Origin of the sequence: Microbacterium esteraromaticum, assembly GCF_900163815.1 — a bacterium.
Taxonomy (GTDB): Bacteria; Actinomycetota; Actinomycetes; order Actinomycetales; family Microbacteriaceae; genus Microbacterium; species Microbacterium esteraromaticum_B.
Window position 1 is genome coordinate 186,493 of record NZ_FUKO01000019.1, and the last position, 20,370, is coordinate 206,862.

Below are 20,370 nucleotides of genomic sequence, written 5' to 3' on the forward strand. Positions count from 1 at the left end.
AATGATGAGCGACAACCCCAAGCCGAGGTTCCGCAATCCCTTCCGCTACGACACGCCCTCTGCCGACCGCACTGTGAGCAGCGCGACGGATAGAGAAGTGCCGGTCCCGCTCAAGGTCACCGCCGCCTACGGATGGCGTCTGCTCGTCATCGCCGCGGTGATCGCTCTGTTCATCTGGCTGGTGATGCTGCTCAAGCTCCTGGTCATCCCGCTGCTGGTCGGCATCCTGGTCACGGCGCTGCTGTGGCCCGGCTTCCAGCTCATGCTGCGCAGTCGCTTTCCGCGCTGGCTGGCGATCACTGTCGCGCTAGCGGTGGCGATCGGTATCGTCACCGGGCTGATGTGGCTCGTCGTCTGGCAGGTTCGGCTCGAGCTCCCCGACGTGCAGGGCAAGACCCAGCAGGCGTTCGAGCAGTTCCGCACCTTCCTGCTGGAAGGGCCGCTGCACCTCACTGCTGCCCAGATCGACGTGTACATCAAGCAGGGGCTCGATCTGCTCTCCGAGCAGGCCTCACTGCTGTGGAACGCCGCCGGCGCCGTCACCGGTACCGCCGCGCACATCCTTACCGGCGCGCTGCTCTCACTGTTCATCTTGATCTGTCTGCTGGCAGACGGTGCGGGGATCTGGCGCTGGACGCTGAAGATGTTCCCGCGAAAGGCGCGCCCGGCGGTGGATGCTGCGGCGAGCAACGGCTGGGCGACCGTCGTCAACTACGCGCGAACCCAGCTGTTCGTCGCGGCGATCGATGCGGTCGGCATCGGCGTCGGCGCTGCGCTGCTGGGGGTTCCGCTGGCTATTCCGGTGGCGGTGCTGGTGTTTCTCGGCTCGTTCATCCCGATCGTCGGTGCGGTGCTCACTGGCGCCGTCGCGGTATTCCTCGCGCTGGTCTACAACGGCCCGTGGATAGCGCTGGCGATGCTCGGCGTCGTTCTCCTGGTGCAGCAGGTCGAGGGGCACATCCTGCAGCCGATCATGATGGGCTCGGCTGTGAAGGTGCACCCGCTCGCGGTAGTGCTGGTCGTAGCCGGTGGCGCCATGATCGCCGGCATCCCGGGCGCGCTGTTCGCCGTGCCATTGGCGGCATTCATCAACGTGGCGGCGGTGACGATCAGCACCGGCGCGTGGCGCACCGGTGCTGAACCGCGCGCTGATCTGATCTGGAGCACAGTGCCGCGCGAGCGGCCGAGGAGGAACCGATGACCGCAGTCCCCAGCCTGGCCGAGTTCACCGCAGCCGCGGAGAGCCTTGCAGGGGTGATCTCGCACACGCCGACCCTCCTCACACGCGCTGTGAGCGAGGCTCTCGGGTCGCCGGTGCTCCTGAAGATGGAGAACCTGCAGCGCACCGGATCGTTCAAGATCCGCGGTGCGACGTACCGCCTCGCGCAGCTGACCGCTGAAGAGCGCTCCCGCGGTGTCGTTGCTGCATCCGCAGGCAACCACGCGCAGGGTGTGGCGCTGGCCGCACAAGCGTTCGGCATCCCCGCGACGATCTTCATGCCGCTCGGAGTGCCCGTTCCCAAGCTGCTCGCCACGCGGGGATACGGGGCCGAGGTTGTGCTGGAGGGCGATACGGTCGCCACGCCGCTGCGCCTCGCTGCCGAGTTCGCCGAACGCACCGGTGCGGTGCTGATCCATCCCTTCGACCACCGTGACATCGTGATCGGTCAGGGCACGCTCGGACTCGAGGTCTTCCAAGACGTTCCCGACGTCGACACGATCATCGTGGGCATTGGTGGCGGTGGACTCATCGCCGGTGTGGCCGCGGCGGTGAAGGCAGCGGCGGCGGCCGCCGGAAGGTCGGTGCGCATCATCGGTGTGCAGGCGGAGAATGCCGCAGCGATGCTGCCCTCGCTCGCCGCAGGGCATCCGGTTGAGATCCAGACGCAGCCGACGATCGCCGACGGCATCCTGGTGGCGCAGCCTGGTGCAGTGCCGTTCGAGATCATCCAAGACCTGGTCGATGAGGTCGTCACGGTCTCTGATGACGACATCGCCCGCGCGCTGCTGGTCCTGCTCGAGCAGGCCAAGGTCGTCGTCGAGCCCGCCGGTGCCGTCGGCGTCGCCGCGATTCTCGCGGGCAAAGTGCACGGGACGGGCAAGACCGTATCGATCCTCTCCGGCGGCAACATCGACCCGCTGCTGCTGCAGCGGGTGATGTCGCACGGGCTCGCGGCCGCCGGCCGCTACGTGACCGTGCGCATTCCGTTGCCGGATCGCCCCGGACAGCTGGCACGCGTGTCCGAACTGCTCGCGCAGGTCGGCGCCAATGTCATGGAGGTGCTGCACACCCGCCACGGGCAGGGCCTGCAGATCAGCGAGGTGGTTCTGCAGATGAGCATCGAGACGCGGGGCACCGAGCACACCGGACTCACGCTCGACACGCTGCGTGCGGCAGGGTTCGAGCCCGTCGTCATCGCGGACTGATCCGAGTCAGCGGGCTGCCTCGGTGCCGAGAGAGCCCGGGAGACAGAACGGCGGGATGCCGGTCGAATCGACCTGGCATCCCGCCGTTTCTGCGTCTGATCAGCCGGCGTACGTCTCGACGCCGGTGACCTCGACGGTGATCGCACGCCCATTGGGAGCCTCGTAGCTGGCCTTCGCGCCGACCTTCAGGCCCATAATGGCCTGGCCGAGCGGGCTCGCTTCGCTGTAGACATCGATATCGCCGTTGGCAGCGATCTCGCGGCTGCCGAGCAGGAAGACCTCTTCATCGCCGGCGACCAGCGCGGTGACGACGGTGCCGGGTTCGACGATGCCGCGGCTCGTGGGCGCTTCGCCGACCTTGGCGGTCTTCAGCAGCTGCTGGAGCGTGCGGATGCGTGCCTCCTGCTTGCCCTGCTCGTCTTTGGCTGCGTGATAGCCGCCGTTCTCTTTGAGATCGCCTTCTTCGCGGGCCGCCTCGATGCGCTGTGCGATCTCGTCACGGCCGAAGGTCGAGAGGTGCTCGAGCTCTTCGACGAGTCGATCGTAGGCCTCCTGTGTGAGGAAAGGTACCTGAGCGTCTGTAGACACAGCGTGCTCCTTCGTGCGGGCCCGTTCAGGGGCTGGAGGAATCCCGGCTCATCAGCCGAGACCGAGTGGGGATATGCCAAGACGCCCCGGCACAGGCCGGGGCGTCGGTCATCTTGGGGATGAGTCTAAGCGACCCAGCAGGTCTTCACCAAACCGGTTGTCGCCTCGGCGACGGTGGGGATGCGCACGTGAACGCCCTTGGTGTGGTGCTCGGCGCCGGCGATGTCGACGATCTTCCAGCCGACCACGCCGAACTCCACATCGAGCGCTTCGACCGCACAGGTGACGTCGGCGCCGATCGGTGCGGTGAACTGGAATTGCACATCGACGCTGTGCGCGTCGACGACCTCGAAGCCGAGATCATCAGCATCCACCGCGCTCATCTGTGTCGCGACGGTCATCCACCCGAACGCGATGATGACCGCGACGGCGAGGGTGCCCCCGATGATCCACGGCAGCCGTCGACGACCGGTGCGACCGTAGCGCTCGTCAAGCTCGTGTGCGGTGGTCACAGGTCTCCCGGTTCTCTGTCGGCGGATAGGCTGGTACTCCCAGGTTATGCGACCTGCGGAGGAAAGGCGGACTCATGCTCCTGTTCGGCGACACGACCCCGATGCCGACACCGTCGATGACAGTCCATCCCGACTCCGTCACGCCCGGATTCGCCGGCTTCGCGATCGTCGTTCTGATCGTCATCGCCGTCATCCTGCTCATCTGGGACATGAACCGTCGCATCCGTCGCGTCCGATACCGCGAGGAAGTGCGTGAGGAGCTGGATGCCGAGCAGGCAGCAACTGAGCAGTCCAGCGCCGACGCAGCCGAGTCCGACGAGGTCGGTGACGGCCGCGACTGACGGTCGAGCCTTCTAGCCTCGGTGCGATCAGCCGGGCAGCCCGAGCGAGGGCGAGAACGGCGCCAGCGAGATCAGCAGGCAAGCGGTCCAATGGCACAGGAACGCGAGCACCGTGCAGACGTGGAAGATCTCGTGGAAGCCGAAGTGGCCCGGCCACGGGTTGGGCTTCTTCATCGCGTAGACGATCGCACCGCCGGTGTAGAGCAGGCCGCCCACACACACCAGCACCATCATCGCGACGTTGGCCGTCGCCAGATCGACCATGTACATCACGGCGGCCCAGCCGAGCACCAGGTAGAGCGCGACATACAGCCAGCGTGGCGCGTTGATCCAGAAAACGCGGAACAGGATGCCCAGGAGTGCTCCGGTCCACACGAGGGTCAGCAGCAGCACCCCCTTCTCGGGCACGAGCGCGAGGGTCGCCAGCGGCGTGTAGGTACCGGCGATCAACAGCAGGATGTTCGCGTGATCGATGCGCTTGAGGACCATCTTGGTTTTCGGGCCCCAGTTGAACCGGTGGTAGAGCGCGGAGTTGCCAAACAGCAGCAGTGAGGACACCATGAAGACGGTTGCGGCCCATTTCGCGGGAGCGCCCTCGGCAAGGACGATGAGCACTATGCCGGCGACGATGGCGATCGGGAAGGTTGCCGCGTGCACCCATCCGCGCCAAGTCGGTTTGATCTCGACCGAAGCGTCCTTCTCAGCGGTATCCAGAAGGGGAAGCTGGGGGACATCGGGCATGTCTGCGGCTGGCGTGCTCACGTGCCCACTCTAAGCGCCGGTGCATTCCCCCAGCGGTACATATGCTGTGCAGTCAGGTGCCATCCGACTCGGGGCAGTAGCGTAGGCATGTGACTGCACGAGAGAGCTCGGGGCGGGGGCCCCTCTATCGGCTCTATGGCAATCGACTTCGTCGTCGAATCGATCCCGCATCCGTTCCCCATCATGTCGCGATGATGATCGACGGGAACCGACGCTGGGCGCGACAGCTCGGCTATGAGTCCGCTGCCGAAGGCCACCGAGCTGGCGCAGCCAAGATGCGCGAGTTCTTGGAATGGTGCGATGACCTCGGCGTTCAGGTCGTCTCGCTGTACCTCCTCTCGGCAGACAACCTGCAGAAGCGCGACTCGAAAGAGATCGGCGATCTCATCGAGATCATCGCCGAACTCGCCGACAGCCTGTCGCAGCACGGCAGCTGGCGGGTGCAGCAGGTGGGACGCTCCGATCTGCTGCCTCCTGAATTGTCACGGGTGCTCGACGACGCACAGCGCCGCACGAAGGACCGCACCGGTCTGCACGTCAACCTCGCCGTCGGATACGGCGGACGCAACGAGATCGTGGATGCTGTGCGCAGCATCATCGGAAAGCACAACGCTTCGGGTGGCACGCTCGAAGATCTGGCCGTTCAGCTCACTCCGGAGATGATCGGCGAGCATCTGTACACCGGTGGTCAGCCCGATCCCGATCTCGTGATCCGCACGAGCGGTGAACAGCGACTCAGCGACTTCCTGCTGTGGCAGAGCGCGCACAGCGAGTTCTATTTCGTCGAGGCGCTGGGGCCGGATCTGCGTGAAGTGGACTTCCTGCGGGCGATCCGCGACTTCGCCGATCGGGACCGCCGGTACGGGCGCTGACCGGCATCCGCCGTTCACGTCCCCTTCACGAAATGGTCGCGTGTCGATCGCGATTCTTTCGGACCCGCGACGTACCTTCGAGGCATCGGGCACCGCGTCCGATCGAGTCGGCCTTCAGGTTCGCGACTCGTGGCCCTGGCCGATTCGCTGCAGAACCGGGATCATGCCCGGGTAGGAGTGGATCGTGACCACACGTACAGCGCAGCAGCAGCCCACCCGCCGGGCCGCCACCACCACCGGAGCCGTGTCGCAGGATGACACGGCTCTTCGCACATATGTGCTCGACACATCGGTGCTGTTGAGCGACCCGCAGGCGCTCTTCCGGTTCGCGGAGCATTCGATCGTGCTTCCGGTCGTGGTGATCTCCGAGCTGGAGAGCAAACGGAACGATCCCGAACTCGGCTACTTCGCCCGGCGTGCACTTCGCCACCTCGACGAGCTTCGCGTCGAGCACGGGCGCCTCGACTTCCCGGTCGAGGTCGGCGAAGGCGGCACGCTGCGTGTCGAACTCGGCAGCGTTGACGTCTCGATCCTGCCGGCCGGCATCCGTCTCGGCGACAACGACACCCGCATTCTCGCCACGGCGGCGCAGCTCGCGAACGACGGGCAGAACGTCACGATCGTGTCGAAGGATCTGCCGATGCGCGTCAAGGCGGCATCCCTGGGACTTGCTGCCGAGGAATACCTGGCTGAACAGGCGGTCGACTCGGGGTGGACGGGCATCACGACGCTCGATCTGTCCGGCGACGAGATGAGTGACCTCTACGAGAGCGAGGTCGGGCTCAGCGAAGACGTGCGCGGTGTGCCGGTGAACACGGGGCTGATCATCCATTCCGAGCGGGGGTCCGCGCTCGGCAAGGTCGTCGGAGACGGCGAGTTTCGGCTTGTGCGCGGCGACCGTGAGGTCTTCGGGATGCACGGCCGTTCGGCGGAGCAGCGCATCGCGATCGATCTGCTGCTGGACTCGGAAGTCGGCATCGTGTCGCTCGGCGGGCGGGCCGGAACCGGAAAGTCAGCGCTGGCGCTGTGCGCGGGGCTGGAGTCGGTGCTGGAGCGGCAGCAGCAGAAGAAGATCATCGTCTTCCGCCCGCTGTTCGCGGTCGGCGGCCAGGAGCTCGGCTACCTGCCGGGTGACCAGGGCGAGAAGATGGGTCCGTGGGGCCAGGCGGTTTTCGACACGCTCGGCTCGGTTGTCTCCGGCAACGTCCTCGAGGAGGTCGTCGAGCGCGGGATGCTGGAGGTGCTGCCACTCACGCACATCCGCGGACGTTCGCTGCACGACGCGTTCGTCATCGTCGATGAGGCGCAGTCGCTGGAGCGCAACGTGCTGCTCACAGTGCTGAGCCGGATCGGTCAGAATTCGCGGGTGATCCTCACCCACGATGTCGGCCAACGTGACAACCTGCGGGTCGGTCGCCACGATGGCATCGCCAGCGTGATCGAAACGCTCAAGGGTCACGATCTGTTTGCGCACGTGACGCTGCAGCGCTCGGAGCGCTCGGCGATCGCGGCGCTGGTGACCGAGCTGCTGGAGGGTGGAGAACTCAGCTGACGGCGCTGATCGCCGCGGCCTGGCCTGCCCCGGGGCGGCCCGGCTCGTACAGTTTGGGGGCCGGTGAGACAGTTGTCGGACGGGATGCGACGATCGGTCCGACATCTGGCGGGTCGGCCCCCAAAGTGTGCGCCTGGAGTGCGCCTCGCCGGGTCGTCCGGGCCTCACCTTGCCGTGTGGACCGCATCCGGGCGCGTCGCGTCAGCGACGGCGGGGGACGGCTCGGCTCGTACAGTTCGGGGGGCGGTAGGACGGTTGTCGGACGGGATGCCGGCATCGGTCCGACATCTGGCGTGTCGGCCCCCAAAGTGTGTGCCTGGAGTGCGCGCTAAAGGCTCCGGCCTTGCGGGCGCGCGGGTCAGCAACCGGGGGCGGTGGGCTGTTCGGTGCAGGTGTGAGCAACGAGTGCGGTGTGCGCTTCGTAGATGCGGATGGATTGCGCAGCGCCGGGAATGTCGAGCTGCCCGGTGACGGGGTACCAGCCTGGCCCGAGGTTGATTTCGGCCGTGTACGCGATGTCGACGCGTGCGTCGTAGGTGCCGCGCTCGGCGTACGTATGGCTCGTGTCTGTGGGGGTGAACTGGGCCTGGTGCAGGTCGTCCCAGGTGCGCCCGCCGGTGTCGGATGCTGTCGACTCGCCGTCGCCGTAGTGGAACGTGTACGTGGCGGGTGTGAAGCGCACTTCGAGTGGAGAGCCGAAAAGCGTCCCTGCGCGGGTGTGGACGCTGGCGGTGGTGACGAAGTTCGTGGGGAGGCCAGCGACGCCGAGATTGTCTGGTTCGCCGGCGAGGACGCCAGGTGTGGGCGCGAAGCTGGCGAGATCGGTGAGAGTGATTTCGGGGATCTCCTCGGCCGCCTCTTCGTCTTCGGCGTCGTCAGAAACCTCGTAAAGGCATTCCAGGTAGCTCGCCCACGACACGCACCGGTTGTCGAACGGCTTCGTCGGCGGGGGAGGCTGCGGAACATTCACCACCGGATTCGTGCCGGGGGCATAACCACTGTTGCCGCCGTTGGTGCCGCTCGCACCGGGAATGGTTTTTGTGCCTTCGACCACGACCGATGAGCCATTAGAACAGACGCCCCACGCGCTAGCCGCCCCGCAATTGGTCTGTGGCGGGGATGAATCTGTTGGGGATAGCAACGGAACACCGAGGAGAATCATGCTGCAGGCCAATGAGATCAATCCGTGTCGCATGCGTACTCCGGTGATTCGTCGCTACTCGCAATCGCAAGGCCGGTGGTCGTGGGCGCAGGCGCGAACATCACCTCAACCGGCTGCAATTCGGGACGGTCGATAGGCACTACAGAGGCACCATCTGATCCAACAAGATCGACATCTGAGACGTCGATGCATAGTCGCGCTACGACTGAGCCCGTTGCTGCGGTGTAATCAGCAGGTGTGAAAGCGACATGCGAGGTGCTACCGGTGATGGTCAGTCCTTGAGCACTCAGCTCGCTTAGTGTCTTTCTCTCGCTAGCTTCTGCATCTCCGGTAAGCCAGGCGAAAACGGGGGAGAACGTTGTAGCGTCCTCAAGATCGACGTCACTGATCGCCGTCGTATAAGCCCGATACGTCTCTTCCGCGACGGCGAACGCCTCCTCTTCCGAGGTGAAGAGGGCCGTCTTCGTCGGGGTGGGCTCGGGCTCCGGAGTGCAAGCCGACAGCATCCCGAGCATGAGGCCGGCAGCGGCGATTGCGGCGCCGGTGCGCGCTCTTGCGGTCATCATCGTCACTCCGACACGCTAACCCGAGCTCGCGACAGCTCGCTGAAGTTATCCACAGGCCCGTTCATCCCCGTTCCCGCATCCGCTCCAGCGCGCCGGCAACCGCCTGCTGAACGGACTCCCAATCATGGACGACCTGGGCGTAATCGAAGCGGAGCGTCTCATATCCGAGGGCTGACGCGGCCGCATCGCGGCGCAGATCCTTGTGTCGATTGACAGCCCCGTCGTGGTTCTGCTTGCCATCCACTTCGAAGATGAGCCAAGCGCCGATGACGAAGTCGACTCTGCCCACGCCGTCGATATCGACCTGACAGCGCAGCTGCATGCCGAGCAGGTGAAGCCGCAACCGCAGCAACGACTCGATCCCACTGTCGGCATCCGAGCGTGCGAAATCGACCAGCCACCGCGCACCCGCAGGCAGTGCGTCCCTGATGCGCAGCCGCGCTGCGGCAGACAGCATCCGCAAACGCCACGCCGACTCGAAGGACGCGAAGAACGACTCATCGCCCTCGCATCGATGCAGGTGGATCAGTGCTGTCTCGACGCCGACGAGTCCGATGCCGAAGGAGCCGCGAAAATAGTGGCTGACGCAGCGGCATCCCGTTCCGTGTTCGTGCACGCGTCCACGGCGCCCCACCCAGACATGGGGCGGACCCTCAGATGCGAGCACCCAGACGCCATGGCGGCGCAGAGCCGCGGAGCAGGTCAGGGCCCCGCCGTGCTCGGCGGCGGCGCGCTCAGCACTGGGCAGGCCGGGTGCCGCGAAAAGGCCTGGTCTCAACCGCTCGATATGGCCGTCGCGCACGGACTGAGCGATTCGTGTGCGGCTGACGCCGTAGGCCTGCAACTGTACGCCCCGCGCGAGACCGCCCAGCCGCAAGAGGAGGATTTGTGGATCGAACATCGTCCCAGCATCCGCGTATTCCGGCATCCGGCCCTGCGGATTCCCACGCCGTGTGCACAACCGGTCAGCGTCGTCTACCTGTGCAGGGCGAACTGCCCGCGACATTTCGGGGGCACAAACGACAAATGTCGGACCGAATCAGTGAAACGGTCCGACATCTGGCGTGTCGGCCCCCAAAGTGTAAAGGGGGCGGGGCAAGCAAAGGGGGCAGGCAAGCGTGTGCCCGCCCCGCCGCGCCTATCAGCCGGCGTGCGTCATCGAGAGCAGGTCGAGCTTCGCGTCGAGCACCTCTTCGGTGATCTCGCCGCGCTCGACGTAGCCGAGTGCGATGACCGCGTCGCGCACCGTGATGCCCTCGGCGACAGCGTGCTTGGCGATCTTCGCAGCCGCTTCGTACCCGATGACCTTGTTCAGCGGCGTGACGATCGAGGGGCTCATGCCGGCGAAGGCCGCGGCCCGCTCGACGTTGGCCTCGAGGCCGTCGACGGTCTTATCCGCGAGTACGCGCACCGCGTTGGAGAGCAGGCGAATCGACTCGAGCACAGCCGTGCCCATCACGGGGATCGCGACGTTCAGCTCGAAAGCTCCGGATGCGCCGCCCCAGGCCACGGTTGCGTCATTGCCGATCACGCGTGCGCACACCATCAGCACGGCCTCAGGAACGACCGGGTTGACCTTGCCGGGCATGATCGACGAGCCGGGCTGCAGGTCGGGGATGTGCAACTCGCCCAGGCCGGTGTTCGGGCCAGAGCCCATCCAGCGCAGGTCGTTGTTGATCTTCGTCAGTGAGACGGCGATCGTCCGCAGCGCGCCAGACGCCTCGACCAGGCCATCGCGGTTGGCCTGCGCCTCGAAGTGGTCCTTCGCCTCGGTGATCGGCAGCTCGGTCTCGGCGGCGAGCAGCTCGATGACCTTCTGCGGGAAGCCCAGCGGCGTGTTGATGCCGGTGCCGACGGCCGTGCCGCCCAGGGGCACCTCTGCGACACGGGGGAGGACGGACTGCACGCGCTCGATACCCAGGCGCATCTGGCGTGCGTAGCCGCCGAACTCCTGGCCGAGGGTCACCGGGGTGGCATCCATCAGGTGGGTGCGGCCCGCCTTCACGGCATCCTTCCAGAGCTCCGCCTTCGCCTCGAGAGCGACGGCGAGGTGATCGAGCGAGGGGATGAGCGTGTCGATCAGCGCCTGCGTGACGGCGATGTGCACCGAGGTCGGGAAGACATCGTTCGACGACTGCGACGCGTTGACGTGGTCGTTCGGGTGCACCTCAGAGCCGAGGATGCCGGTGGCGAGAGTCGCCAGGACCTCGTTCATGTTCATGTTCGACGAGGTGCCCGAGCCGGTCTGGTACGTGTCGACCGGGAACTCTCCGTCGTGCTTGCCGGAGGCGACCTCGTCGGCAGCAGCGGCGATCGCATCGGCGATGGCGCCATCGAGCGTGCCGAGGCTCTTGTTCGCGAGCGCGGCGGCCTTCTTGATGCGAGCAAGGGCGGCGATCTGCGTCGACTCCAGCCCACTGCCCGAGATCGGGAAGTTCTCTACGGCGCGCTGCGTCTGCGCTCCGTAGAGAGCGTTGACGGGCACGCGCACCTCGCCCATCGTGTCGTGTTCGATGCGGAATTCAGTCACAGTGATCCCTCCAGGTTCTCGGGGACATCATCGATCCCCACGGTGATGACGGGCACGGCCGTGCCCTCGGCAAGTCGATAGTTGGCACCCACGATGCCCAGGCGCCCCTCGGCGACGGCGTTGCTGATCATCTCGGATGAGTGCAGCAGCTCCGCAACGGTGTTGCGCAGGTGCTCGCGGCCGACGAGCTCTGCGTCGATGTCTTCCGGAGTCGTGCCTTCGGTCTCGGCGAAGACCTTGCGCGCAGCCGGCACGATCGGCGCGATCAGCTTCCAGATGCCCGCAGGCAGCGGCGCTGCATCGATCGCGGTGCCATCGATGGCTGCGCGCACGGCGCCGCAGGAGTCGTGCGCGAGCACGACGATGAGCGGAACGCTCAGAATCCCGACCGCGTACTCCAGGCTCGCGACGATGGACTCGCCGATGACCTGCCCGGCGTTGCGGACGACGAACAGATCTCCCAGACCCTTGTCGAAGATGATCTCGGCAGCGAGGCGCGAGTCAGAGCATCCGAACAGCGTCGCCATCGGTGCTTGACCGTCGGCGAGCTGGTTGCGCAATGCGACATCCTGGTGCGGATGCCGCGGTTCGCCGGCCACGAATCGGCGGTTGCCGTCGAGCATCTCGTGCCAGGCTGCGGTAGGGGTGAGGGTTGCGGTCATTCGGCGTCCTCCACGTCGTTGATCTGTCCGGACAGGGATTCAGCAAGTTCTCTCGTCGACTCGGCGGATCGCGAGCCGTACAGCAGCACGTAGTCGGATCCTGCTTGGGTTCCGAGTGCATACGAGACGTTGGCGGTGCCGCGGTCGCCGAGGTCGAAGACGTCCCACGCGCGGCCATCGATCGTCTCAGTGCCGGTCGGTGCCAGGCCGCCGAGCATGAACGGCGCCCACGAGACGTCGGCGTCGAACGCCTGCGCCACCCGGATGAAGCCGCGCTCGCGCTCAGCGGACGGGGCAAGGGTGATGTTCCAGACTGTGGGTGCGCCGCCTTCGAGACCCGCGGCGTTCACGCGCCAGAAGTCGTCGAGATCGGGCACGACCACGGGCCGCTGCGACGATGACTCGACATCGGCGGCGATCTTCGCCACGTCGATGGCGGGCTGCTCGGTCGGCTCACCGCGAGGTACCGCGAAGACGATGATCGCGACGACCGCGACCGTGGCGATCAGCGCCGCGATGAGGTTGCGGAACGTCTGGCTCGACCGATAGATCCGGCTCGATTCCGCCTTGCGGGCGGCGGTCTCCTGCGTGGTTTCGGGGCGACCGAGTCCGGCGACGACGCGCGGCTGCTTGCTCACTCGTCGTCTCCCTCGGATGCTGCGTCGCGCGCGGCATCCAGACGGCGCTTCGCGCCCAGGAGCCACTCCTCGCAGCGGGCGGCGAGCGCTTCGCCTCGTTCCCACAGGGCGAGGGAGTGCTCGAGCGTCGGTGAACCCTGTTCGAGTTCGGCGACAACGCGCACGAGCTCATCGCGCGCGGCCTCGAACGACAGCGATTCGACAGAGGAGTCGTTGGGCGCAGTCACGCCCTCCATCCTATCCGGCTTCGACGACCTCACCTTCAGAGCGTGCGCGGACAGAGCCGCGGTCGACGGTGACGGTGAGTGCCGCGCCGCTCGGGGCGTCAGCGGCGTCGTTCAGAATGCGTCCGTCGTCGAGCTGGACGATCGCGTAGCCGCGCGCCAGGGTGGATGCCGGTGATAGCGCGCGCAGTGATGCGCGCAGCTCAGCGGTGGCGCGATGCGCGGCATCCAGCTGTCGGGTCACCGTGTCGCGCCCTCGGGACGCGAGCAGCCACACCTCCTGTGCGCGGTCGTCGATGATCGGATCGGGGGAGCGCAGCACCGGTCGCGAGCGCAACTGCTCCAACTGTGCAATGTCGTGCGAGATGCGCTGCGTCAACCGCCCGGTCACGCGCGCCCGCAGCTGCGCGATCAACGCGCGCTGCTCGCCGACGTCGGGCACGACGCGCTTGGCGGCATCGGTGGGCGTCGACGCGCGCAGGTCGGCGACGTCATCGAGGAGCGGGTGGTCGTTCTCGTGCCCGATCGCGCTGACGACGGGGGTGGATGCTGCCGCAACCGCACGCACGAGCCGCTCGTCGCTGAACCCGAGCAGGGTCTGCGGGTCGCCGCCACCGCGCGCGATGATGATCACATCGACCTCAGGGTCGGCATCCAGCCGCTGCAGGGCCGCGAGCACCTCGGAAACGCTCCGCTCGCCCTGCACGGCGACATGCTCGGTGCGAAAGCGCACCTGCGGCCAGCGCAGCTCGGCGTTGCGCAGCACGTCTTTCTCGGCATCCGATCGCTCGCCGGTGATGAGGCCGATGCGGTGCGGCAGAAAGGGCAGTGCCTTCTTGCGGCTGGGGTCGAAAAGCCCCTCCTGGCGCAGCTGCGCGCGCAGCTTCTCGAGACGCTCGAGCTGGTCGCCGAGTCCGACGTGCTTCATCGCAGACACGATGAAACTGAAGTCGCCGCCCTTGACGAAGTAGTCGGCCTTCACCGCCGCGACGACATGATCGCCGATCGCGAGGTCGCCGGGGATGCGGGGCCGCACGCTCGACCACACCCGGATCGAGATCTGCGCGTCGGAGCGGACGTCTTTCAGACGCGCGAAGACATTGCTTCCGCGGACGTTCCATGACGTGATCTCGCCCTCGACCCAGACCGTGTTCCACCGTGCGATGAAATCGCGGATCGTGCCGTTGAGCCGGGCAACCGAGGTCGGGGCATCCGCGCTCGAGTCCCGGGGAGCGACGGAATCGGCCGGCGGCGGCTCACCAGGAATCGCGGCTGCTTCGAAGACGGTCATGTCTCCATTGTCACGGATTCCGGCTCCCGGCCCCTGACCAGGCAGTCTCGGTAGACTGTGAGCGTGAGTTCAACTGCTATCTCGCTTCCCGTTCCGCACGTTCCGCGTCGGCTTCGCGCTGCCGAACGCCCCCGCCTCGAGAACCGTCCCGTCGATGGTGTGAAGCGGGTGCTGCTGGCAGCCCCCCGAGGCTACTGCGCCGGAGTCGACCGCGCTGTCGTGGCCGTCGAGAAGGCGCTCGAGCGCTACGGCGCCCCGGTGTACGTGCGCAAGCAGATCGTGCACAACATCCACGTCGTCACCGAACTCGAGCAGAAGGGTGCGATCTTCGTCGAAGAGATCGACGAGGTGCCCGAGGGCGCGAACGTCGTCTTCAGCGCGCACGGTGTATCGCCTGCCGTTGTGCAGGAGGCATCGGACCGCAGCCTGCACGCGATCGACGCGACCTGCCCGCTGGTGACGAAGGTGCACCGTGAAGCCGTGCGCTTCGCGCGTGACGATTTCGAGATCCTGCTGATCGGTCATGAAGGACACGAAGAGGTCGAAGGCACTGCCGGTCATGCCCCCGAGCGGGTCACCATCGTGAACTCGCCCGACGAGGCCGACACCGTCGTGGTGAAGGACCCATCGAAGGTCGTGTGGCTGTCGCAGACCACCCTCTCGGTCGACGAGACCATGGAGACCGTCAACCGCCTGCGGGCACGTTTTCCCGACCTGCAGAACCCGCCGTCGGACGACATCTGCTACGCGACCCAGAACCGTCAGGTTGCGATCAAGAAGGTCGCCGCGGGCGCCGATCTGGTGATCGTGGTCGGCTCGTCGAACTCGTCGAACAGTGTGCGCCTCGTCGAGGTCGCCCTCGAGTACGGCGCGAAAGCCGCCTACCGGGTCGACTATGCAGATGAGGTCAAGCAGGAGTGGCTCGACGGAGTGAACACGGTCGGGGTCACCAGCGGCGCGTCGGTGCCGGAAGTGCTGGTGGAAGAAGTGCTCGAGGCCCTCAGTGAGGCCGGGTACGCCGACATCGAAGAGGTGCGCACCGCCGAAGAAGACCTGATGTTCTCACTGCCGAAGGAGCTGCGTCAGGATCTCTCCGGCAAGCGCGACGAGCGCGGGCCCGGTGGACGCATCTCGCGCTGACGCCTCGCGAACGCCGGGGCTCACGGCGGCGACCAAGACAGGACGGGTAGCGTGAACGCATGAGCGTTGACCGGCCGCAGTACGGCGAATATGCGACACCCGAAGAGCAGCGGGCTCGAGCGGGGCTGCCGCCGTTGTCGGCGGAGCCGGTGGTGGCTGAGGCGATAGCATCCGCTCCTCCCGTCACGCGATCGGTCACCGCGGGTCCGGATGCTGCCGCGCGGCCGTCTGCGACGGCACCGTCTGCCGCGCCCCGGATCGGTCGTCTCATCACCTTCGCGCTGCTGGGTGTCGGTTTCGTCAACGTGCTCACGTCGATCGGCGGGTTCCTCGATCTGTCGACGACGCTCAACACGACTCTGAAGATGCTCGGGATCGACGGGCAGTTCACGAACTTCGGCGCAGCCAAGGTCTGGGGTGTCATCGCGGCGATCGTCATGATCGTCGGGTACGCCGCGACGGTCTGGCTGTCTTTCCGTCAGGTCAAGCGGAACCGGGCAGCATGGTGGATTCCGCTGGTCGGATTCATCGTCACGATGCTGCTCGTCTCGATCTGCACGTCTGTGCCGATGTTCGGCGATCCCGCCTTCACGCAGGGGATACTCACACCGCCTGCCGGGTAGCCTCGAAGGGTGTCAGCAGAGCAAATAGCGTTCCAGATCACCTACGCCTCCGTCGATTCCGGGGATGGCGAAGATCCGACCGCTGCCGCCCGCCGCATCTTGCGTTCTGAGCGCGTTCTGGCGGCACTTCGCGAGTTCTCCGGTGAAGAAGCCGTCTTGCTGATCCCGGTGACGGAGAGCGGTCACGTCGTCGCCCTCGATGAGGCAGGCCTGCTGCGATTCGACCTCAGCGTCCAGCGTCTGCGCGAACTCTTCAGCGACGATGGGCTCAGCCTGCACCTGGGCTTCGGCGGCGACGCACTGGATGCTGTCGATGCCGAGCTGGACGACGAGTTCGGGGCGGCTTTCGAGCAGCTCGATGATCTCGACGAGTCAGCCAGCGATCTGGCGGGTTTCGGGATGCTCGAGGGCGAAGAACTCGACGCAGACCTGTTCGCGGAGGAGACCGTGCGGGTCGCCGAGTTCTCGCGTCGCGGGCCCTGGGCAGCGCGGGTGACAGCGCAGATCCTCGGTACCGATGTCGACTACCTCGAGGCCGGCTCGTGGTCGCTGTACCGCTACGACACCGATCGGCCGCACATGGCGATCTCGGGCAGCCGCGCCGATGGGCCGATCATCGAGGTGAACGTGCCGACTGCGGGCGACGCGTGGGTAGAGGTCACCTCGGCCGGGCACACGGCGATGTTTTGGCCGAACTCCGAAAGGTGCACCACGCCGGTGCTCGACATCGAGGAGATCGAGACGCCCGAGAGCGCTGAGCTGTACCGGCGGATGCTGGCCGAAGCCGACGGCACTCGCGATGAACTGAATGACCTGGGCATGGGCATCACGGTCGATGCGGATGCCGTGCAGCGCGCCTGCATGCCCGAGGCTGTCGGTGGCGTTGCCGGCGAGACGGCGCGCCTGCACGCCTTCGTCGCGGCATTCGGCGTGCCTGCGGCTCTCATCGAGGCGGCCCTCGATGACGGAGCCGAGGGCAGACGCTTCGCGGCGCGAGGATGGATGCCGATGATCGGCAGCATGCTCATGGGCGGCATCGCCGAGACCACACCGCTCACGCGCCGCAGCAGTCCGCTGGCACGCATCAGCAGTCTGCTGCGCAAGCGACCCGTGCTGCATGCCGCGCTCAGCGTCGGCGAGCTCTCTGCCGGCGTTGCGCTGAGCCGAAGCCGCTCGCGCGCAGGACGTGGGGTGGGCGCTCTGCTCGTCATCGACGCGGTCGTCGACCTGACGGTCCTGGCGGTGCGCATCCTGCGACGCTGAGCGGTCGCCGCATCCCCGCGCAAAACCACCAAACGGGGCAGCTCCCGGCGGAGCTGCCCCGTTTCTGTGTGCGTGAATTCAGAGCACCGCGGCGAGGAAGTCCTTCGTACGCTGCTCCTGCGGCGTCGAGAAGATCTGCTCGGGCGAGCCTTCTTCGACGATGCGACCGCCGTCGAACATCAGCACCCGGTTGGAGACATCGCGAGCGAACTGCATCTCGTGGGTGACGATCAGCATCGTCACGTCGGTGTCGCGGGCGATGTCACGCAGGATGCTGAGGACTTCGCCGACGACCTCAGGGTCGAGCGCACTGGTGACCTCGTCGAGCAGCAGGATCTCCGGCTCCATGGCAAGCGCACGGGCGATGGCCACACGCTGCTGCTGTCCACCCGAGAGTTGCGTGGGGTGGGCGTCTGCCTTGTCGGGGAGTCCGACCATCTCGAGTAGCTCGTGGGCACGGGTGATCGCCTTCGCACGAGGAGTCTTCAGCACGTGCACCGGCGCCTCGATGATGTTCTCCAGCACCGTCATGTTCGGAAACAGGTTGAACTGCTGGAAGACCATGCCGATGCGTTTGCGCATCTCGTTCTTGTGCTTCTCTTTGAGTTCCACTCGCTTGCCGCCGCGCTCGACGTGCGTCAGCGGCTGACCATCGACGAGGATGTACCCGCCGTTGGCTTCTTCGAGCGTCATGACGAGGCGCAGGATGGTGGTCTTTCCGGAGCCACTCGGGCCGATCAGCGTGACCCGGTCGCCCTTGCGGACGGTGAAATCCAGGTCGTGGAGCACGACGTGGTCACCGAAGCGCTTTTCGACTTTGTCGAAGCGAATAGCGGGCACAACGCCGTCATCGAGGGTGATGGCACCCGTGTGTGTGTCAGGTTGCGTAGACAAGACGCTTCTCCAATCGGGCGATGAGCAGGGAGGTCGGGTAGCTGGCGATCAGGAACAGTGCTCCCGCCATGATGACGGGTTCGAGGAATCGGAAGTGCGATCCGCCGTATTGCTGGGCAGCGGCGACCATGTCGATCACCGTGATGACCACGAGGAACGGCGTCTCCTTGAACATCGAGATGACATAGTTCCCGAGTGCCGGGATGGTCGACCGAAGCGCCTGCGGAATGATGACGGCGCTCCAGGTGCGCCCCGGCGACATCGAGAGAGCGGTCGTCGCCTCCCACTGTCCGCGGGGGACCGCTTCGATTCCGGCGCGGTAGACCTCGGCCATGTAGGTCGCGTAGTGGATGCCGAAGATGACGATGCCCAATGTGATCGGCGGCACCGCGGTCAGCGCGTAGTACGCGAAGAGCAGCTGCACGATCAGCGGCGTCATCCGGATGAAGTTCATCACGAACGTCACGATGGCGACCACGGGTCGTGGTGCCACCTGACGAACCACGGCGATGACCAGTCCGAGCACAGCGGCGATCGCGCTGCCGACCAGCGTCACGAACAGTGTGACGGTCAGGAACTGCCACAGCATGTCCGGGAGTGCGGCGAACGCATGATCCCAGTTCCAGAGCTGTCCGTCGTCATTCATTGGACGCCCCCTGTGTTTCTGCGACGGGCGCCGCGACGGCTTCACGCAGACGGGTTCCCTGTCCGAGCTTGTGCTTCGCGCGGGTTTCGAGCATGTTCATGGCGATGGTGAGGGCGTAGGCGATCACGAAGTAGAGCACCAGGCCGAGCGAATAGGCGAAGAACACATCGGTGTCGATGCGCAGCTTGTTCAGCTGCGCGGTGAGGTCGACGATAGTGATCAGGTAGACGACCGCCGTGCCCTTCAGCAACTGGATCAGCAGGTTGGCGAGCGAGGGGATCATCAGCGCCCACGCCTGCGGGAAGATGATCCGCATCATGCGGTGCGCGCTCGACATGCTCAGAGCGGTGGTCGCCTCCCACTGACCGCGCGATACCGAGTTGATCGATCCGCGCACGACCTCCGCGCCGTAGGCGCCGTAGTTGAAGCCGAGTCCGAGTATTCCGACCAGCAACGGCGGCAGCTCGAGGTTGAACGGCGGCAATGGCAGCACGAAGAAGAGGAAGAACAGCTGCACGAGCAACGAGGTGCCTCGGAAGATCTCGATGACGAACCGTGCGAAACCGCGCACGAGGACGTTCTCGAGCCGGGCCAGCAGCCCGAAGCTGACAGCAACAGCGAACGCCAGCAGGGCGCCGCCCACAGTGAGCACGAGGGTGATGTACAACCCATCGAGTATCTGGGGCAGCGCCCGCTGGAGCGCCTCGAAATTTTCGATCACGAGAGAGTGTGTGTCAGCCGAGGTCGCCGGCGCACAGCTGCTCGGTGGTCAGGTCTGCCGGCGGCAGGTTCTCAGCGGTGAAGCCGAACGGCTCGACGAGGTCGAGGTAGTTCTGCTCCTCGCCGGTGATCTTCGCGAGCTCCTTGTTGTAAGCCTCAAGAAGGTCGGTGTCCTTCTTGCGGAACACCGTTGCGCCAGCGCCGATCTGCTCGACACCATCGATCGTCTGCACGAACGCCTCGGTGGTCTCGAGGTCGTCCATGTCCTTCGTCATCCAGTTCAGCGAGACGGCGGTCAGGGTGAACGCATCGGCACGACCGTTCTGCACTGCTTCCAGACCGCTGGTCGCGCTGTCGACGTTGATGACGTTGGTGTAGCCGAGGTCCTTGGCGTAGCCCTCTTCGATGGCTCCGGACTGCACTGCGAGCTTGACATCGCCGTTCTCGACGACCGAGTCGAGGTCGGTGAGGCCCTGCGGGTTGCCCGCGGGGACGACCAGGGTCGTGGTGTACATGATCTCGGGATCGCTGAACGCGGCTTCGGCGCAGCGGTCGGGAAGGATCGACATGCCCGCGCTGACGGCGTCCCAGCGGCCGGCGTTGAGGCCGGGGATCAGGGAGTCCCAAGCGACTTCCTTGACCTCGATGTCGTCGATGCCCAGCTCCTTGAAGATGTGCTCGTGCATCGCGATGGTGGCGCCGGTGGGCTCGCCGCTCTCGTCGACCCAGGAGTACGGACGCTCGGAGGCGATAGCCAGAGTGATCTTGCCGGAGTCCTGCGCCTTCTCAAGCGTGGTCATGGCGTCGTCGTCGTTGTCTCCGGACCCGCCGGAGGCGCACCCGGCGAGGGCCAGTGTGAGTACCCCCAACGTCGCGAGTGCGGTTCTTGCGGTGCGCTTGCTCATGCTGCTCCTCTTTATCGCTGTGATCGCCACTCGGTGAGCGGTGACAGGAAAT

Annotated in this window: 23 protein-coding genes; 8 read left to right on the forward strand and 15 right to left on the reverse strand. The window is 66.0% G+C overall.

Annotated features, from left to right (window positions below; genetic code table 11):
• The first annotated feature begins 4 nt into the window (after positions 1–4).
• A complete protein-coding gene (locus FM104_RS06310; protein ID WP_179206697.1) occupies positions 5–1,201 on the forward strand; it encodes an AI-2E family transporter in 1,197 nt (398 codons plus the stop codon).
• The gene (gene ilvA, locus FM104_RS06315; RefSeq protein WP_087130600.1) at positions 1,198–2,427 is read left to right on the forward strand and encodes a threonine ammonia-lyase; all 1,230 of its coding nucleotides are present in this window, start codon (positions 1,198–1,200) and stop codon (positions 2,425–2,427) included. Before FM104_RS06310 ends, ilvA begins: the two co-directional genes overlap by 4 nt.
• A gap of 99 nt (positions 2,428–2,526) precedes the next feature.
• Here the strand turns inward: ilvA and greA are convergent, their stop codons facing one another.
• Both greA and FM104_RS06325 read right to left on the reverse strand, forming a co-directional pair.
• Positions 2,527–3,015, reverse strand: coding sequence for a transcription elongation factor GreA (gene greA / locus FM104_RS06320; RefSeq protein ID WP_087130601.1), 489 nt, complete (start codon positions 3,013–3,015; stop codon positions 2,527–2,529).
• Positions 3,016–3,140: 125 nt separating this feature from the next.
• Positions 3,141–3,527: a DUF4307 domain-containing protein gene (locus FM104_RS06325; protein ID WP_087130602.1), complete on the reverse strand. Its 387-nt coding sequence runs from the start codon at positions 3,525–3,527 to the stop codon at positions 3,141–3,143.
• Between the two features lie 74 nt (positions 3,528–3,601).
• Here FM104_RS06325 and FM104_RS06330 point away from each other — a divergent pair, with 74 nt between their 5' ends.
• Positions 3,602–3,868, forward strand: coding sequence for a hypothetical protein (locus tag FM104_RS06330; RefSeq protein ID WP_087130603.1), 267 nt, complete (start codon positions 3,602–3,604; stop codon positions 3,866–3,868).
• 27 nt (positions 3,869–3,895) lie between these two features.
• Here FM104_RS06330 and trhA read toward each other — a convergent pair whose 3' ends face one another.
• Positions 3,896–4,609 carry a PAQR family membrane homeostasis protein TrhA gene (trhA, locus tag FM104_RS06335; protein WP_087131149.1) on the reverse strand — a complete coding sequence of 238 codons (714 nt, stop codon included), beginning with the start codon at positions 4,607–4,609 and terminating at the stop codon, positions 3,896–3,898.
• A gap of 110 nt (positions 4,610–4,719) precedes the next feature.
• Here trhA and FM104_RS06340 point away from each other — a divergent pair, with 110 nt between their 5' ends.
• Positions 4,720–5,502: an isoprenyl transferase gene (locus tag FM104_RS06340; RefSeq protein WP_087130604.1), complete on the forward strand. Its 783-nt coding sequence runs from the start codon at positions 4,720–4,722 to the stop codon at positions 5,500–5,502.
• A 244-nt stretch (positions 5,503–5,746) separates the two neighbouring features.
• Positions 5,747–7,054 (forward strand): PhoH family protein, encoded by a 1,308-nt coding sequence (locus FM104_RS06345; RefSeq protein ID WP_087131150.1) that lies wholly within the window; start codon positions 5,747–5,749, stop codon positions 7,052–7,054.
• A 358-nt stretch (positions 7,055–7,412) separates the two neighbouring features.
• On the opposite strand, the gene FM104_RS06350 is transcribed toward FM104_RS06345, so the two are convergent.
• The 8 genes from FM104_RS06350 to xseA all read right to left on the reverse strand — a co-directional run bounded on the left by FM104_RS06350 (position 7,413) and on the right by xseA (position 14,127).
• A complete protein-coding gene (locus tag FM104_RS06350; RefSeq protein WP_087130605.1) occupies positions 7,413–8,108 on the reverse strand; it encodes a hypothetical protein in 696 nt (231 codons plus the stop codon).
• Between the two features lie 125 nt (positions 8,109–8,233).
• Complete coding sequence (locus FM104_RS06355) at positions 8,234–8,782, reverse strand: hypothetical protein (RefSeq protein WP_087130606.1); 549 nt, start codon at positions 8,780–8,782, stop codon at positions 8,234–8,236.
• A gap of 61 nt (positions 8,783–8,843) precedes the next feature.
• A complete protein-coding gene (locus tag FM104_RS06360) occupies positions 8,844–9,683 on the reverse strand; it encodes an endonuclease domain-containing protein (protein ID WP_087130607.1) in 840 nt (279 codons plus the stop codon).
• A gap of 240 nt (positions 9,684–9,923) precedes the next feature.
• Complete coding sequence (locus FM104_RS06365; protein ID WP_087130608.1) at positions 9,924–11,318, reverse strand: class II fumarate hydratase; 1,395 nt, start codon at positions 11,316–11,318, stop codon at positions 9,924–9,926.
• Positions 11,309–11,974, reverse strand: a complete 666-nt coding sequence (locus tag FM104_RS06370; protein ID WP_087130609.1) for a carbonic anhydrase — start codon at positions 11,972–11,974, stop codon at positions 11,309–11,311. Before FM104_RS06370 ends, FM104_RS06365 begins: the two co-directional genes overlap by 10 nt.
• Entirely contained in the window at positions 11,971–12,612 is a 642-nt protein-coding gene (locus FM104_RS06375) for a DUF4245 family protein (protein WP_087130610.1), read from the reverse strand. The genes FM104_RS06370 and FM104_RS06375 overlap by 4 nt, the downstream gene beginning before the upstream one ends.
• A complete protein-coding gene (locus tag FM104_RS06380) occupies positions 12,609–12,848 on the reverse strand; it encodes an exodeoxyribonuclease VII small subunit (RefSeq protein WP_087130611.1) in 240 nt (79 codons plus the stop codon). The genes FM104_RS06375 and FM104_RS06380 overlap by 4 nt, the downstream gene beginning before the upstream one ends.
• 1 nt (position 12,849) lies before the next feature.
• Entirely contained in the window at positions 12,850–14,127 is a 1,278-nt protein-coding gene (gene xseA / locus FM104_RS06385) for an exodeoxyribonuclease VII large subunit (RefSeq protein ID WP_087130612.1), read from the reverse strand.
• Between the two features lie 63 nt (positions 14,128–14,190).
• Between xseA and FM104_RS06390 the strand changes: the two genes are divergently transcribed.
• From FM104_RS06390 to FM104_RS06400, 3 genes are read left to right on the forward strand one after another with little or no spacing between them, the layout of a single operon-like run.
• Positions 14,191–15,267: a 4-hydroxy-3-methylbut-2-enyl diphosphate reductase gene (locus tag FM104_RS06390; protein ID WP_179206698.1), complete on the forward strand. Its 1,077-nt coding sequence runs from the start codon at positions 14,191–14,193 to the stop codon at positions 15,265–15,267.
• A gap of 59 nt (positions 15,268–15,326) precedes the next feature.
• Positions 15,327–15,890, forward strand: coding sequence for a DUF6264 family protein (locus FM104_RS06395; protein WP_087130613.1), 564 nt, complete (start codon positions 15,327–15,329; stop codon positions 15,888–15,890).
• A gap of 9 nt (positions 15,891–15,899) precedes the next feature.
• Positions 15,900–17,153, forward strand: a complete 1,254-nt coding sequence (locus FM104_RS06400) for a hypothetical protein (protein ID WP_087130614.1) — start codon at positions 15,900–15,902, stop codon at positions 17,151–17,153.
• A 78-nt stretch (positions 17,154–17,231) separates the two neighbouring features.
• On the opposite strand, the gene ehuA is transcribed toward FM104_RS06400, so the two are convergent.
• Genes ehuA through ehuB form a run of 4 tightly spaced genes read right to left on the reverse strand, consistent with a single transcriptional unit; the run spans position 17,232 to position 20,318 of the window.
• Positions 17,232–18,014 (reverse strand): ectoine/hydroxyectoine ABC transporter ATP-binding protein EhuA, encoded by a 783-nt coding sequence (gene ehuA, locus FM104_RS06405; RefSeq protein ID WP_087131155.1) that lies wholly within the window; start codon positions 18,012–18,014, stop codon positions 17,232–17,234.
• Between the two features lie 16 nt (positions 18,015–18,030).
• Entirely contained in the window at positions 18,031–18,693 is a 663-nt protein-coding gene (gene ehuD / locus FM104_RS06410; protein ID WP_087130615.1) for an ectoine/hydroxyectoine ABC transporter permease subunit EhuD, read from the reverse strand.
• Positions 18,686–19,414 (reverse strand): ectoine/hydroxyectoine ABC transporter permease subunit EhuC, encoded by a 729-nt coding sequence (gene ehuC / locus FM104_RS06415; protein ID WP_087130616.1) that lies wholly within the window; start codon positions 19,412–19,414, stop codon positions 18,686–18,688. The genes ehuD and ehuC overlap by 8 nt, the downstream gene beginning before the upstream one ends.
• Before the next feature lie 13 nt (positions 19,415–19,427).
• A complete protein-coding gene (gene ehuB, locus FM104_RS06420) occupies positions 19,428–20,318 on the reverse strand; it encodes an ectoine/hydroxyectoine ABC transporter substrate-binding protein EhuB (RefSeq protein WP_087130617.1) in 891 nt (296 codons plus the stop codon).
• Between the last annotated feature and the right edge of the window lie 52 nt (positions 20,319–20,370).